This is a genomic window from Bordetella sp. (genome assembly GCF_057362025.1).
Map to the genome: position 1 here is coordinate 1 of NZ_JBMQQZ010000101.1, position 14,775 is coordinate 14,775.

Consider the following 14,775-nt stretch of genomic DNA (forward strand, 5'->3'; position numbering starts at 1 on the left):
GCAGTGTATGACCTGGGCGGCGGTACTTTCGATATCTCCATTATCGAAATCGCGGACGTCGACGGCGAAAAGCAGTTCGAAGTGCTGTCCACCAACGGCGATACCTTCCTGGGCGGCGAAGACTTCGACCAGCGGATCATCGACTACATCATCGGCGAGTTCAAGAAAGAGCAGGGCGTCGATCTGTCGAAGGACGTGCTGGCGCTGCAACGCCTGAAAGAAGCGGCCGAAAAGGCCAAGATCGAGCTGTCTTCCAGCCAGCAGACCGAAATCAACCTGCCGTACATCACGGCCGATGCTTCCGGTCCCAAGCACCTGAACCTGAAGATCACGCGCGCCAAGCTGGAAGCGCTGGTCGAGGACCTGATCGAGCGCACCATCGAACCGTGCCGCGTCGCGATCAAGGATGCCGGCGTCAAGGTGTCGGAGATCCACGACGTGATCCTGGTCGGCGGCATGACGCGCATGCCCAAGGTGCAGGAGAAGGTCAAGGAATTCTTCGGCCGCGAACCGCGCAAGGACGTGAATCCGGACGAAGCCGTGGCCGCGGGCGCCGCGATCCAGGGCTCCGTGCTGTCGGGCGACCGCAAGGACGTGTTGCTGCTGGACGTGACGCCGCTGTCCCTGGGTATCGAAACCCTGGGCGGCGTGATGACCAAGATGATCCAGAAGAACACGACCATACCCACCCGGTTCTCGCAGACGTTCTCCACGGCCGATGACAATCAGCCGGCGGTGACCATCAAGGTCTTCCAGGGCGAACGCGAGATTGCCGCGGGCAACAAGGCGCTGGGCGAGTTCAACCTGGAAGGCATTCCGCCGTCGCCGCGCGGCGTGCCGCAGATCGAAGTAACGTTCGATATCGACGCCAACGGTATCCTGCACGTGTCCGCCAAGGACAAGGGCACGGGCAAGGAAAACAAGATCACCATCAAGGCGAACTCGGGTCTGTCGGAAGAAGAGATCCAGCGCATGGTGAAGGATGCCGAAGCCAACGCCGACGAGGATCATCGCCTGGCCGAACTGGCGCAGACGCGCAATCAGGCGGACGCGCTGGTGCACGCCACCCGCAAGTCGCTGACCGAGTATGGCGATAAGCTCGAGGCTGCCGAAAAGGAAAGCATCGAGGCCGCGATCAAGGACCTGGAAGCCACCCTGAAGGATGGCGACAAGGAGACGATCGATGCCAAGGTGCAGGCGCTGTCCACGGCGTCGCAGAAGCTGGGCGAGAAAATGTACGCCGATATGCAGGCGCAGCAGGCCGCGCAGCAGCAAACGGCGGCGGACAACGCCAAGCCGGCGGACGACAATGTGGTCGATGCCGACTTCAAGGAAGTGAAGCGCGACCAGTGATGAACCGCCGCGCGGTATGACGGTGAACACGCCCGGGCCCGGATGATTTCCGTGCCCGGGCGCGGTCGTATGTAAACAGGGTTTTGGTCGGCGCGGGCAGGTCCCGGCGTATGCGGCGGCGCCCTCGCAAGAAGAAAAGCCTCTGGAAGATCATGGCAAAACGTGACTATTACGAAATCCTGGGTGTTGCCAAAAACGCCTCGGACGATGACATCAAGAAGGCATATCGCAAGCTGGCGATGAAATACCATCCGGACCGCAATCCGGATAACAAGGATGCCGAGGAAAAGTTCAAGGAAGCCAAGGAGGCCTACGAGGTCCTGACCGACGAGCAGAAGCGCGCCGCGTACGACCGGTACGGCCATGCGGGCGTGGATCCCAACGCTGCCGGCGGTATGGGGGCCGGCATGGGCGGCGGCTTTGCCGATGCCTTCGGGGATATCTTCGGCGAGATCTTCGGCGGCGCGGCGCGCCGTGGCGGCGGTCCGCAGGTGTACCGGGGCGCCGACCTGAAGTACGCGCTGGAGATCACCCTGGAACAGGCGGCCAACGGTTTCGATACCGAAATCCGCGTGCCCAGCTGGGAAAACTGCGAGGTTTGCCACGGCTCCGGCGCCAAACCCGGCACCACGCCCAAGACCTGCCGCACCTGCGGCGGTTCGGGTGCGGTACGCATGCAGCAAGGCTTTTTCAGCGTCCAGCAAACCTGCCCGACCTGCCATGGCAGCGGCAAGGAAATCACCGATCCCTGCACCAACTGCGATGGCGTGGGCCGTATCCGCCGCAACAAGACGCTGCAGGTGAAGATACCTGCCGGGATCGACGACGGCATGCGGATCCGCTCGGCCGGCAACGGCGAGCCGGGATTGAACGGCGGCCCGCCGGGCGATCTTTATGTGGAAATCCACATCAAGCCGCACAAGATATTCCAGCGCGACAACGACGACCTGCACTGCGAGCTGACGATCCCGTTCACCACGGCGGCGCTGGGCGGCGACCTGCAGGTGCCCACGCTGGGGGGCAAGGCTGAGATCACTATCCCGGAAGGCACGCAGTCGGGCAAGACCTTCCGCCTGCGCGGCAAGGGGATACGCGGTGTGCGGGGCAGCTATCCGGGCGACCTTTACTGCCACGTGGTGGTAGAGACGCCGGTACGCCTGAGCGAAGAGCAGAAGAGCATCCTGCGGCAGTTCGAGGCATCGCTGAACGATGGCGGCGACAGGCATTCGCCGCAAAGCAAATCCTGGACGGATCGCGTGAAGGAATTCTTCAGCTGATCATGCGCGCGGTTGCGCCGGTTGCCGACGTGCCGCGTGCGCGGGCCTGAAAAAAAGCCCGGGTTCCTTCAAAGGAGCCCGGGCTTTTGCTTTATGGCGGGGCGGTGTGACCCGGACCTGCTTCAGTCCACCTTGGCGCCGACTTCCTTCACGACCTTGCCGTACTTGGGGATATCGGCACTGATCTGGGCCAGCATTTGTTCCGGTGTAACGTTGACCGGCTCGGCGCCCAGGGTCGCGTAGACCGTCTTCACTTCGTCGCTGTTGGCGGCTTCGTTGAAGGCGGCGTTCAGGCGCTTGACGACGGCCGGCGGCAGGTTGGCCGGGCCGAGCACGCCGTTGTACAGGATCACTTCGGCGGCCGGCACGCCGGCTTCCGCGATGGTGGGCACGTCAGGCGCGGCAGCAATGCGCTTGGGCGTGCTGACCGCCAGTGCGCGCAGCTTGCCGGCTTTCACCTGGGAGATGGCTGGCGGCATGCTACTCCATGCGTAGGCCACGTCGCCCGACAACAGGGCCTGGATGATGGGGGCACTGCCCTTGTAAGGGATATGGACGGCCTGCACATTGGCCGCGCGGTCCATCATTTCACTGGCAAGGTGGATGATGGTTCCGTTGCCCGACGACCCGTAGGCGTAGGTGCCCGGCTTGGATGCCAGCATGGCGATCAGGCCCTTTACGTCTTTGGCGGGCGAGTCCGCCTTGACCACCAGCATCAGCGGGGAGCTCGAAACCAGCGAAATGGGCGTGAAGCTCTTGACGGTGTCGAAGGGCAGCTTGGGATACAGGCTGGCATTGATGGCGTGCGTCGTCGTGTCCTGCAGCAGCAGCGTGTAGCCATCGGGAGCCGAGCGCGCCACGGTGTCGGCCGCGATCGTGGTACCCGCGCCCGGCCGGTTTTCCACGACGATGTTCTGCTTCAGGATCGAGCTGGCCTTGGAGGCGACCGTGCGCGCGATGACATCCGAAATGCCGCCGGGAGGAAAGCCCACGAGGAGGCGAATCGGCCGGTTGGGAAAGTCGTCGGCCTGGGCCCGGGCGCCGGTGCTGGCGGATAGGGCGAAGAGGCAGGCGAAGACGGTCAATAGACTGCGAGTACGCATAGAAACTCCGAACGGATTTGAATAATCAGGGCGGTAACGCGGCTGGCTCGATGTGCCGCGCGATGACTGCGGACGCTTGCGTCCTTTGTTTTCCCCCACCGCCCGAACCCCTTGATTTGTTCGGCCCCGCCCATGCCGCGCGGGCATGGGCCGGTGTCCGGTTGCCACTTATTCTGTCGAGGACCGGTTCAGGCCTGGGCCTGGTACCAGTCCAGTATTTGCGCCCCGGTCATGAACTTCACGCGATCATGGCCCGCGACGTACGCCAATGCTTCCTCGAAATATTTGATCCGGTGCGGCACGCCGCTCAGGAAGGGGTGGACGGCGATGCCCATGACCCGCACCTGGTCCGCGCCTTCCTGGTAAAGGCGGTCGAAGGTGTCCTTGACGCGAATCAGCAATTCGTCGGAAGAGTGGTGCTGCACGGCCACTACGGGAATGTCGTTCAGCTCCAGGGCGTAAGGCATCGCCACCATATCGCCGGTGGCCGTGCGTACCTTGCAGGGCTGGTCGTCCAGGCACCAGTCCCCGATGTAGCGGATGCCCGCTTCGTGCAGGTAGTCGACGGTTTCCAGTGTCTGCGTCAGTCCCGGGCCAAGCCAGCCCACCGGTTTCTTGCCGGTGAACTGTTCGATGGTGTCCACCGTGCGCTTGATCATCGCGCGCTGGTCATCCACCTGGTGCGTCGGCATCTGGATAAAGCCATGGCCCATGAACTCCCAGCCGGACTTGTGGGCTTCCTCCGCGACACGCGGATAGTTCAGGCAGACACTACCGTTGATGGACAGTGTCGGCACGATGCCCAGCTTGTCCAGCGCGGCTTTCAGCCGCCAGAAACCGACACGCATGCCGTATTCATGCCACGCCCAGTTGGCGATATCGGGCAGCGCCGTGACGCCCGTGGGCGGCGGCAGTACCTGCCGGGGCATGTAGCGGTCGATCTGCCAGTCCTCGACGTTGACGATGGGCCAGACGATCACGCGCGCCCCGTCGGGCGGGGTCAGCTTGCGGCGATCGATGATCGCCGAATAATCGATGCGTTCCTTGGGTATCATGAATAGTCCATATAATGGATGTTTGACCCGGGCATTCCGCCTCTGTATTGTTCAGGGCAATGTATTTAGCGGTGAAATGCCTGTCAACGATCCTCAATAAAGTATCCATAATCTGGAAATTACTGTCGTGGTTAACCCTGAGTCCGTTGTCGAACCGGATGCCGGCGATATTCTTGCCCCAGGTGTTGCCGCCGGCCCCGCGCCCGGCGGCACGCAAGCCATCCGCCGTGTCGTCGGTGTCCTGAAAACGCTGGCGCAGCACCAGGAAACCGGCCTGCGCTTCGTCGATGTGGCGCGCCTGTGCGGGCTGGAAGCCCCCACCGCTCACCGCATGCTGAAGGCCCTGGTGGCAGAGGGCATGGTGTCGCGGGATGCCCGCGGGCGCCGCTATCGGCTGGGTACCCTGGTCTTCGAGCTGGGGCTGGTGGCTGCCCCGCAATTCAACTTGCGCGAACTCTGCGCCGCTTCGCTCCAACGCCTGGCCGAGGCGACCGGCGATACCGCCTTCCTGTTTATCCGGCGCGGCAACGATGCCGTATGCATCAGCCGCGTACAGGGTCATTTCCCCATCCAGACGCCTGTGGTTACCGTGGGCAGCCGGCAGCCGCTGGGTGTGAACGCAGGGGGATTGGCCATCCTGCTGGCCCTGGCGCCCGGCGAGGTCGACCGTGTGGTCGAGGCCATCCGGCCGCGCATCGGCGCCTATGGCGAACTGGACGAACGCGACCTGAAAGAGGCGATCGCAGCCGGCCGCGCGCAGGGCTATGCCGCGATCGGCGAAAAGGCCGTGCCCGGCGTAACGGCGATCGGATTGGCGGTACGCAACCCCTTTGGCGCCCCCGTGGCCGCCCTGGCGATCGCGGCGATTTCCAGCCGCATGACGCCGGCGCGGCAGGCTGCCCTCTACCCATTGCTGCGCAACGAAGTGAATGTAATCGGAACCCTCTTGTATCGGTGACTCCATGACAGAAGCAAAAACAGCGCCGGCGCCCGCCGGCGAACGACCGGCGACTTTTGATCCGGCCAATCCCGGCGGTGCCTTCGCGCCGGAAGGCAGGTTCGAGCTGGCGGGCGCGGCCGACGGTCCGCTCGCCCGGTTGCGCGTCGGCGTGAAGGACATGATCGACGTCGAAGGCCGCATCACCGGTGCCGGCAATCCGGATTGGCTCGCCACGCATGACGCCGCGACCCGGCATGCGCCCGTGGTGGCGCAATTGCTGGCCGCCGGTGCGGATGTGGTCGGCAAGACCATGACGGACGAACTGGCCTATAGCCTGAATGGCGAGAACTTCCATTACGGCACGCCGGTGAACCCGGTCAGCCCCACGCGTATTCCCGGCGGCTCGTCCTGCGGGTCGGCGGTGGCGGCGGCCAGCGGCTTGTGCGATATCGGGCTGGGTACGGACACCGCCGGTTCCATCCGCCTGCCGGCGACCTTCTGCGGGGCCTGGGGCCTGCGCCCCACGCATGGGGCCGTGTCGAGCGAGGGTGTGGTACCGCTGGCGCCCAGTTACGACGTGGTCGGCTGGATTGCGCGCGATGCCGCTACGCTGGCGCGCGTCGGGCAAACCGTGCTGCCCGTGGCGGCCGCCGGCCAGGGCGGCCTGCCCGGACGGCTGCTGGTGGCCGACGATGCCTGGGCGCTGGCGTCCGAGGACGTGCGGCAGGGCCTGGCCAAGCCCCGGGAGAGCATGATGGAGAAGTTCGGGGTCGTGGAACACGTCACTCTCGCGGCCGAAGGATTGCTGGCGTGGCAGCAGGTCTTCCGGGTGATACAGGGACGCGAGGTCTGGGCCGCGCACGGCGAATGGATCACACGCCATGCGCCGCGTTTCGGTCCGGATATCGGCGAGCGCTTCCAGTGGGCCTCGACGATCACGGCCGACGAGGCGCATGCCGCCACCGCGCAGCGCCGGCGGATCGCCGCGCATCTGGACGACTTGCTGGGCGACGCGGTGCTTTGCCTGCCGACCGTTTCTTTCGTTGCGCCGGTCAAGGGTTCCCCCACGGCCGCGGAGGACCGTACACGCGCCCTGTGCCTGCTTTGCATCGCCAGCCTGGCGGGCTTGCCGCAACTGACCATGCCCGTGATTGTAGGGAACCAGTATGCCGTGGGTCTGTCATTGATCGGAGCGCGCGGGCGCGACCGTGCGCTGCTCGACTGCGCAATGCGTATCTCATCGTAGATCTGGCGATACACTGCCTGTCGCTGCACGTCCCTGCGCGGTCCTGCCGGCGGCCATCCTGATGCGTCGGCCGGTGCCGCGCCCCGCCATTTACAGGAGCCACCGATGTCCGACACGCTTTCCGCAGCTTCCCACGGTCCGGCCCGGTACAGCCGGCCCGCGATCATTCTGCACTGGCTGATTTTTCTCGTGGTCGCGCTGGCGCTGTTCGCCATCGAAATCAGAGGCCCGCGCGGCAGCGATTCGCGGGCCTTCTGGACCGGTATCCACATGTGGGCTGGCGTGACGGTGCTATGCCTGACGGTGGCGCGGCTGGTGTGGCGACTGGTCCATGGCGCGCCCGCGGCCGAACAAGGCGGCGGCTGGCTGCAAACCTGTGCGCGCTCGCTGCACTGGCTTTTCTATCTCCTGCTGATCGCGCAGCCCTTGCTGGGTATCCTGATGATCAATTCCGATGGCCATCCCGTACAGCTGATGGGCACGGGGATCTCCATTTCGCTCATCGGAGAAAACGGTCTTGCCGATAACCTGGAGGACATCCATGAATTCGTGGGAAACGCGCTGTACTACCTGATCGGACTGCACGCGCTTGCGGCGCTGTGGCATCAGTACGTCCTGAAGGACGGCACCCTGCGCAAGATGCTGTGGCGTTAAGGCTCGAAGGGCTGGACGGCGCTTGCCCGCCGCCCGGCCCCGCGCGTGGCCGTGCCAAGTCCGTCCATGCGATACAACCCATGCCACCCGCAGGTCGTGGCGGCTTCCCGTCGCGTCAGCCTCGCACGTAGTAGATACGCATCGCCTGCTGCTTTTGCGCCGAGTCCATCACTTTGATGGTGACGCCGCGCGCGATGAATCCGTCGGGCAATTGCAGCGTGCCGCTAAGGTTATCGAAGCGGTCCATGTCGACGGGTAAGGCATCCGGCGTGATGGTGCCGCTGCGTCCGTTCGGATAACGGCCTTCGATGGCGAACTCCATGGTGCCCTTGAACGGTACACCGGCGGTGTCCTTGTCGCGCATGACCAGCACCTGGTAAGTAAGTTGCCCGGGCTGGCGCGACAGCGTTGCCGACCGTATGCCGATGGGGCCCCCGCGGGGATCCGGCGGGACGGCGTCCTGGAACAGCGCGAGATCCTTGTTCAAGCCCTGGATCTGCTGGCGCGCCTGCGCCAAATCCGCCGTCAGCTTGTCGTGCGTGGCGCGCGCGGCGTCACGCTGCTGGGTGAGTTCTTCGACCTGGCCTTGCAGGCGCTGGCGGTCGACATTGGCGGCGCTGAGCTCGCCATGCAACTGTTCGGATTGCTCGACCGTAAGCCGCTGCGGGCCGTAGTTGGTTTGCAGGAACAATACGCCGCCGGCGCCCAGCACAATACCGGCCAGCATGAGAACCAGCCAGCGCGGCATGCGCCGCGAACGTTTTCCGGGTTGATAAACCGAAGGTTTGAAAACCGCGCGCTGCGACCGTCCGAACATCCCATCCATCCAAAAAAGAAAACGCCCCTATGCTGCACCGGCAAGTCCGCCGGCTGCTCCACGGGCCTTTTTGCCTTGGAGCGGCCCTGGACGAGAAAACAAGCCTTGCCTGGCGTCCCGCCGCCGGGGCTGGCGGTCTGGTAACGGCGCGGTTCGCATGCGTACCGTGCCTGTCGACCGGGCCGCCCGCAGGGCGTGCCGATCGATGAAAGCCTGAAAGGATAACCCGCCAGGCCATGGCTTAGCTATTTCGACAAGCCTGGTTGCCTACCTTGATATTGTGAAATATCCCGTCAGGCCCTGTCGCCGCTCCGCAAGCTGGCATCCAGGTCGGCCAGGCGCCGCGGTGTGCCGACATCCACCCAGCGACCCGGGTGGCGGCAACCGCGCACCGCGTGCCGCGCGATGGCCTGCGCCAGCAAGGGTCCCAGGCGCGCGGGGGAGCCCGGCGTGATGCCGGCAAACAGGGCCGGGTGGTAAATGCCGATACCCGAGAACGTTAGTCGTTGCCCTTCCGTGGGATGCAGGGTGCCGTCCGGCCTGGCCAGGAAGTCGCCGGCAGGGTGGTGTTCGGGGTTATCGACCATCAGCAACCACGCCAGCGTCGCGACGCCATCGATGTCCCGCCCCAGCGCGGATGCCTGGGCCGGGTCCCAATCGCACCAGACATCGCCGTTGATCACCAGAAAAGGCGACTCGCCGAGCAGCGGCAGGGCCAGGGCGATGCCGCCGGCCGTCTCCAGCGCCGTACCTTCGCGGGAATACGCCAGCCGGGCACCGTAGGCGGAGCCGTCGCCCAGCGCCGCTTCCAGCCGATCCCCCAGCCAGGCGTGGTTGATGACGATGTCTTTCAGGCCGGCCGCGACCAGTCGTTCGATATGCCAGGCGATCAGCGGCTTGCCGCCGGCCTGCAGCAGCGGCTTGGGGAGGGTGTCGGTCAATGGCCGCATGCGCTCGCCACGGCCCGCCGCCAGGATCATGGCGCGCATCAGAAGGTGTATCCCACCGTGGGCTGGCGGTCGTCCAGTTTATCGAGCAGGCGCAGTAGCGGCGCGAACGCGCCATAGCGGCCCGCCACCTGACGGACGTAGGTGTTGACGCGGGGTATATGCGCCAGGTAGCCGGCTTTGCCGTCGCGGTGGTGCAGGCGCGCGAATACGCCCAGAATGCGCAGATTGCGCTGCAGCCCCATCCACTCGTAAGCGCGGTGGAAATCGGCGAAATCCGCCGCTACCGGCAAGCCCGCCGCGCGCGCCATTTCCCAGTATCGGATGGCCCAGTCCAGTTGCTGCGGCTCTTCCCAGGTGGTGCGGGCGTCGGTCACCAGCGAAGCCAGGTCATAGGTGATGGGGCCGGCCAGCGCATCCTGGAAATCGATAATGCCGGGGTTGGGCCCGTAGCGGTCGCCATCGGTTGCCATCAGGTTGGGCGAGTGGAAGTCCCGATGCACCAGCACGGACGGTTGCGTGCCGTTGGCGGTGGATAGCAGCGAGAAGACGTTCTGCAATGCCTCTTGCGATGCGGAGTCCAGCGTGATGCCGTGATGCCGCGCGACGTACCAGGTGGGGAACAGTTCCAGTTCCGTCATGAGCCGGCCGCTGTCGTAATGCGCGAGGCCGCGGACGGATGCCTGCTGCATGCGTACCAGCGCGGCCAGGGCTTGCCGATACAGCGTTTGCAGCGTCGCGTCGTCCAGCCCTTCCTGGATGCGCTGGTAGTACGTGCACGGACCGAGGTCGGACAGCAGCAGGAAGCCCTGTGCCTGGTCCTGGGCCAGGATGGCGGGCACATTCAACCCGGCATCGCGCAGCAGGCCGGCGACGTGCAGGAACGGGCCGGTATCCTCGTGGCCCGGCGGCGCATCCATCGCGATGACGGACCCGGCGCCGGCATCCAGCCGGAAGTAACGGCGAAAACTGGCGTCGCTGGAGGCGGGACGCAAGGTATCGTGTCGCAGGGCCAGGGATGCGGGCAGGCCGCGCAGCCAATGGCGCAGCGCGTCCAGGCGGGAATCGGCGGAGGTGGGCAAGGAAACGACCTGTAGGCGGAAAGTGGCGATTTTCGGGGGGCGGGCGTCCGGTTATACGGCGAGATCGCGCATGCCGGCAAACCCGCGGCTGCGCTGACGCTCAGCTTATCTATAATACCGGCTCTTCGCGGGTTTCACGGGATGGGCGTAGCCCGCCGTTCCAGCCGCATTGCCCTTTTTTCAGGTCTCCTCGTACGTGCGCATCGTCCGGTCGTTGATCCTATTCCTTGCTGGCGCGGTCTCTGTCGCCCAGGCCCAAGTCGCAACGGATACGTCAGCGAATTCGAAGTCGTCGGCGCCGTCTGTTTCCCAAAGCGGATCGCCGGATGTCGAGGTCCTGGGGCTGCGCTCGTCGCCCGGGCTGCGCGTGCACCGGCTGGCCAGCGACCAGGCGCCTGCCTACCTGGAAGCGGACACCATGGACGGCGACCCGGACTCCAATGTGACGCTGACGGGCAGCGCCCAGGTTCGCCGCATCGATTCCGTGCTGAAGGGCGACCAGATCACCTATCGCCGCGCATCCGGTGAAATCGATTCACAGGGCAGCGCGCGGCTGATGCGGGACGGCACGCTGGTGACCGCGCCGGCGATGAAGTACAACATCGACGCCGACAGCGGCCAGTTGAGTTCGCCCGAATTCTGGCTGGGCGCCACGGGTGGCTTCGCCAAGGCAGACCACGCGGACATCTTCAGCCGTTCCACGATGCGCCTGCAGAACACCACTTACACCGGTTGCGCCTGCGCGGAACCCTCGTGGTACATCAAGTCCAAATCGGTCGACCTGGACTTCGACGAGAACGAAGGCGTGGCTCGCGACGGCGTGCTGTATTTCAAGGACGTGCCCATCCTGGCGTCGCCTTATATGACCTTCCCGGTCAAGAAGGAACGCAAATCCGGCTTCCTGCTGCCGACCTACGGCTCCACCAGCCGCAGCGGCTTCGAGATCGAGGCCCCGTATTACTTCAACCTGGCGCCGAACTACGATGCCACCTTGTATCCGCGGCTGCTATCCAAGCGCGGGCTGCAACTGGGTGGGGAGTTCCGTTATCTGGGCTCTTCGTATTCCGGCATGCTGATGGGTACGTACCTGCCCAGCGATAACCTGACCGGCGAAAAGCGGTGGATGTACAGCACCCGGCATGCGCAGAACCTCGGGGATGGTTTCTATACGAGCTGGAATATCACCGGCGTTTCGGATAACGACTACTACCGTGATTTTTCGACCATCGGCTTGAACGATGCCTCGACGACGTATCTGCCGCGGCAGGGCATGGTCGGCTGGAGGAACCAGTACTGGCAGACCTATGCGCAGGTGTACAAGTACCAGACCCTCCAGGATGTGGATGCTCTCATCGTCCCACCCTATGACAAGGTCCCGGAGTTGTACTTGCGAGGCCAGCGCTACAATTTTCACGGCTTCGACGCGGAATTCACCAGTACGGCGACCCGGTTCGAGCGTACCCTGGTGGGGCCCGCCGATAACCTGCAAGGCGCCATCAACGGCCATTACGGCCCCAATGGCGATCGCCTCGAAATGTACCCCACGCTGTCGTTCCCCATTGTGCGCCCCGGCTGGTACATCACGCCCAAGATCGGCTACAACTACACGCAATACCAGAGTACGAACTGGTACGGCGGCGACTGGAACAACCTGGGCACGACCAACTACCCCAGCAGCATGTCGCGCGGCTTGCCGATTTTTTCGGTGGACAGCGGCATGACCTTCGAACGCGATACCACGCTGTTCGGCAAGGATTCCATACAGACCCTGGAGCCGCGCCTCTACTATCTGCGCGTGCCGTATCGCGATCAATCGAAACTGCCGAATTACGATACCGCCCTGGCCGACTTCAGCTTCGCCCAGGCATTCGAGGAAAACATCTACACCGGCGGTTGGGACCGTATCGCCAATGCGAACCAGTTGACGGCCGCGCTGACCACGCGCTGGCTCGATGCCAGCACCGGCTTCGAGCGCCTGTCGGCCTCCGTGGGGCAGCAGCTCTACTTCGAAGACCAACGCGTCACGTTGCCCAACGAGACGCCGCGGACCAATGTCCGGTCCAATTTCCTTGCCGAAACCACCGCCGCGCTGACGGACACCTTGAGCACCACGCTCAGTGCGCAATACGATCCGTACAACAGCCGGTTCCAGCAAGGCCTTGTGTCGGCGCGCTGGGCTCCGCAGCGGTTGACCTCTGTTTCCGTGTCTTACCGCTACCAGCGCGATCCCCCGACGGTCAGCACGGGTGCCCAGCAATCGTACGTCCAAGGGCAAAACCAGATCAGCCTGGCTTTCCAATGGCCGTTCACCGAGCGGATATACGGGTTGGGCCGGGTCGATTATTCCTTGCATACCGGCCCGATCACGGACTCCAATGGCGTGCCGACGCAGGATTCCCGCCGTGTTACCCAAGCCATCGCCGGTGTAGAGTACAAAGGCGACTGCTGCTGGACGGGCCGGGTGGTGTTCCAGCGCTATTCCGTGGCGGCCGACGAGGTCAATACCGCGGTATTTTTCCAGCTGGAGTTGACCGGCCTGGGCGCGCTGGGCACCGACCCCTTGAAACTGATGCGTCGCAGCATACCCGGCTACGAGTCGGTCAACCCGCCGCCGCAGCCTGGAACGACTTTCGAAAGGTATGAATGATGCGTAGTGTGTTTTTGCCGGCCAGCCTTGCGCGCGGCGTCCTGATGCTGGTTGCCTGCGTCGCGCTGCCCATGGCGGCGGTCGCGCAATCGCAAGCCCCGTCCCATGGACGACCCGCCGTGCAAAACCGCAAACCGGCTGCCAAGCCGGCCGCGCCCACGCCCACGCCGGCGGACACCTCCGCTCCGTCGTCGGCCCCGCAAGGCGACCAGTTCGCCGACGGTATCGCGGCGGTTGTGAACAAAGACGTCATCACGATGCGGGAAGTCAACGAGGGTGTGAAGACCGCCACCCAGGAATTGAGCCGCCAGAATATCCAGTTGCCCGATGTGAAGGTCCTGCAGCGCCAGGTGCTCCAGCGCCTGATCATGGAAGATCTGCAGCGCCAGGAAGCCAAGCGCCTGAACATCCGTATCGACGACGCGCAAGTGGATCAGGCGATCGGCACCGTGGCCCAGCGCAACAAGATGTCGACGGACCAACTGCGCCAGGCCATCGAAAAGCAGGGGATTACCTGGCAGGCGTATCGCAAGAACATCCGCGGCGAAGTACTGGCGGATCGCCTGCGCCAGCGTACGGTCGATGCCAGCCTGGTGATTTCCGACGCGGACGTCGATGCCTTCCTCAAGGAGCAGCAGCGCCGCCAGGGCGCACGGGGCGCGGCGCCCGCCGGGCCGGGACCGGCCGCCGCGGCCGCGCCGCAGGCGCAGGTGGCGGCCGGTCCGGAAATCGTCGGTCTGGCGCAGATCCTGGTGCGCGTGCCGGAAAGCGCGTCGCGCGAACAGATGGCCGTGCTGCGCAAGAAAGCAGAGGACATCCTGGCGCGCCTGAAGAGCGGCGGCGACTTCGCCAGCATCGCGGCAGCCAGCTCCGACGGTCCGGAAGCCTTGCAGGGCGGTGCGATGGGCGACCGGCCGCTGGAAGGCTGGCCCGATCTGTTCGTCAATGCCATTGCCAACCTGAAGAAGGGCGACGTATCGGGCATTATCCAGAGCGGTAACGGCTTCCATATCCTGAAGGTACTGGACCGGCGCAGTGCCGGCGCGCCCGCGCCGGCGCGCAATCCGGCGCAGACGCCGGCCTCGGCGCCCGCCGCGCCGCTGCCCAACCCCAGTTCGGACGGCGCCGTCCCGCTGCCGCAAGGGCCCGTGCAGGTCACCCAGACGCATGCGCGGCATATCCTGATCAAGACCTCCGCCGTCATGACCGACGACGAGGCGCGCCAGCGCCTGGAGCTGCTGCGCCAGCGTATCGTCGAAGGCCACGAGGATTTCGCCGCCCTGGCCAGGCAGAATTCGCAGGATGCCACGGCGCCGCAAGGCGGCGATCTGGGCTGGCTCAATCCCGGCGAGACCGTTCCGGAATTCGAACAGGCCATGAATGCCTTGCAGCCCGGCCAGGTCAGCGAGCCCATCCATAGCCGCTTCGGATGGCACCTCATCCAGGTGCTGGAGCGTCGGCAAAAAGACGTCAAGGACGAAGTCGAGCGCCTGCAGGCCCGCCGCGTGTTGTTCGAACGGCGTTCGGAACTGGCCTTCGACGATTACCTGGAACAACTGCGCGACCAGGCTTATATCGATAACCGGCTGGAGAAGCGGGACCTGCAGGCCAGCCAGGACAGCGGTACGCGATAAGCCTGCCTTCGTTTCATCGA

The 14,775-nt window shown here is 64.7% G+C and carries 12 protein-coding genes; 7 read left to right on the forward strand and 5 right to left on the reverse strand.

Annotation, left to right across the window (positions count from 1 at the left end; genetic code table 11):
* Together dnaK and dnaJ are read left to right on the forward strand one after the other, a co-directional pair.
* Positions 1–1,353 (forward strand): molecular chaperone DnaK (dnaK, locus tag ACO1P8_RS22980; protein WP_486298160.1); only part of this gene is annotated, 1,353 nt, incomplete at its 5' end.
* 152 nt (positions 1,354–1,505) lie between these two features.
* Entirely contained in the window at positions 1,506–2,630 is a 1,125-nt protein-coding gene (gene dnaJ / locus ACO1P8_RS22985; protein WP_486298161.1) for a molecular chaperone DnaJ, read from the forward strand.
* A gap of 122 nt (positions 2,631–2,752) precedes the next feature.
* Here the strand turns inward: dnaJ and ACO1P8_RS22990 are convergent, their stop codons facing one another.
* Both ACO1P8_RS22990 and ACO1P8_RS22995 read right to left on the reverse strand, forming a co-directional pair.
* Positions 2,753–3,733 carry a Bug family tripartite tricarboxylate transporter substrate binding protein gene (locus ACO1P8_RS22990; RefSeq protein ID WP_486298162.1) on the reverse strand — a complete coding sequence of 327 codons (981 nt, stop codon included), beginning with the start codon at positions 3,731–3,733 and terminating at the stop codon, positions 2,753–2,755.
* A gap of 188 nt (positions 3,734–3,921) precedes the next feature.
* A complete protein-coding gene (locus ACO1P8_RS22995) occupies positions 3,922–4,788 on the reverse strand; it encodes a polysaccharide deacetylase family protein (RefSeq protein ID WP_486298163.1) in 867 nt (288 codons plus the stop codon).
* 127 nt (positions 4,789–4,915) lie between these two features.
* On the opposite strand from ACO1P8_RS22995, the gene ACO1P8_RS23000 reads away from it, so the two are divergent.
* The 3 genes from ACO1P8_RS23000 to ACO1P8_RS23010 all read left to right on the forward strand — a co-directional run bounded on the left by ACO1P8_RS23000 (position 4,916) and on the right by ACO1P8_RS23010 (position 7,628).
* Positions 4,916–5,746: an IclR family transcriptional regulator gene (locus ACO1P8_RS23000; protein ID WP_486298164.1), complete on the forward strand. Its 831-nt coding sequence runs from the start codon at positions 4,916–4,918 to the stop codon at positions 5,744–5,746.
* 4 nt (positions 5,747–5,750) lie between these two features.
* Positions 5,751–6,974: an amidase gene (locus ACO1P8_RS23005; protein WP_486298165.1), complete on the forward strand. Its 1,224-nt coding sequence runs from the start codon at positions 5,751–5,753 to the stop codon at positions 6,972–6,974.
* A gap of 105 nt (positions 6,975–7,079) precedes the next feature.
* Positions 7,080–7,628, forward strand: coding sequence for a cytochrome b (locus tag ACO1P8_RS23010; RefSeq protein WP_486298166.1), 549 nt, complete (start codon positions 7,080–7,082; stop codon positions 7,626–7,628).
* 115 nt (positions 7,629–7,743) lie between these two features.
* Here the strand turns inward: ACO1P8_RS23010 and ACO1P8_RS23015 are convergent, their stop codons facing one another.
* The 3 genes from ACO1P8_RS23015 to ACO1P8_RS23025 form a co-directional block, all read right to left on the reverse strand.
* Positions 7,744–8,445 carry a DUF6776 family protein gene (locus ACO1P8_RS23015; protein WP_486298167.1) on the reverse strand — a complete coding sequence of 234 codons (702 nt, stop codon included), beginning with the start codon at positions 8,443–8,445 and terminating at the stop codon, positions 7,744–7,746.
* Positions 8,446–8,738: 293 nt separating this feature from the next.
* Positions 8,739–9,434 carry an N-acetylmuramate alpha-1-phosphate uridylyltransferase MurU gene (gene murU, locus ACO1P8_RS23020; protein WP_486298168.1) on the reverse strand — a complete coding sequence of 232 codons (696 nt, stop codon included), beginning with the start codon at positions 9,432–9,434 and terminating at the stop codon, positions 8,739–8,741.
* Complete coding sequence (locus ACO1P8_RS23025; RefSeq protein WP_486298169.1) at positions 9,434–10,474, reverse strand: aminoglycoside phosphotransferase family protein; 1,041 nt, start codon at positions 10,472–10,474, stop codon at positions 9,434–9,436. The genes murU and ACO1P8_RS23025 overlap by 1 nt, the downstream gene beginning before the upstream one ends.
* Positions 10,475–10,670: 196 nt before the next feature.
* Here ACO1P8_RS23025 and ACO1P8_RS23030 point away from each other — a divergent pair, with 196 nt between their 5' ends.
* Positions 10,671–13,121, forward strand: a complete 2,451-nt coding sequence (locus tag ACO1P8_RS23030; RefSeq protein ID WP_486298219.1) for an LPS-assembly protein LptD — start codon at positions 10,671–10,673, stop codon at positions 13,119–13,121.
* The gene (locus ACO1P8_RS23035; protein ID WP_486298170.1) at positions 13,118–14,755 is read left to right on the forward strand and encodes a peptidylprolyl isomerase; all 1,638 of its coding nucleotides are present in this window, start codon (positions 13,118–13,120) and stop codon (positions 14,753–14,755) included. The genes ACO1P8_RS23030 and ACO1P8_RS23035 overlap by 4 nt, the downstream gene beginning before the upstream one ends.
* Positions 14,756–14,775 lie beyond the last annotated feature (20 nt).

Bases quoted from the DNA above. Each gene is read 5' to 3' on its own strand.
- dnaJ (WP_486298161.1), top strand. From the start codon at position 1,506: ATGGCAAAACGTGACTATTACGAAATCCTGGGTGTTGCCAAAAACGCC.
- ACO1P8_RS22990 (WP_486298162.1), bottom strand. From the start codon at position 3,733: ATGCGTACTCGCAGTCTATTGACCGTCTTCGCCTGCCTCTTCGCCCTA.
- ACO1P8_RS22995 (WP_486298163.1), bottom strand. From the start codon at position 4,788: ATGATACCCAAGGAACGCATCGATTATTCGGCGATCATCGATCGCCGC.
- ACO1P8_RS23005 (WP_486298165.1), top strand. From the start codon at position 5,751: ATGACAGAAGCAAAAACAGCGCCGGCGCCCGCCGGCGAACGACCGGCG.
- ACO1P8_RS23010 (WP_486298166.1), top strand. From the start codon at position 7,080: ATGTCCGACACGCTTTCCGCAGCTTCCCACGGTCCGGCCCGGTACAGC.
- ACO1P8_RS23015 (WP_486298167.1), bottom strand. From the start codon at position 8,445: ATGTTCGGACGGTCGCAGCGCGCGGTTTTCAAACCTTCGGTTTATCAA.
- murU (WP_486298168.1), bottom strand. From the start codon at position 9,434: ATGCGCGCCATGATCCTGGCGGCGGGCCGTGGCGAGCGCATGCGGCCA.
- ACO1P8_RS23035 (WP_486298170.1), top strand. From the start codon at position 13,118: ATGATGCGTAGTGTGTTTTTGCCGGCCAGCCTTGCGCGCGGCGTCCTG.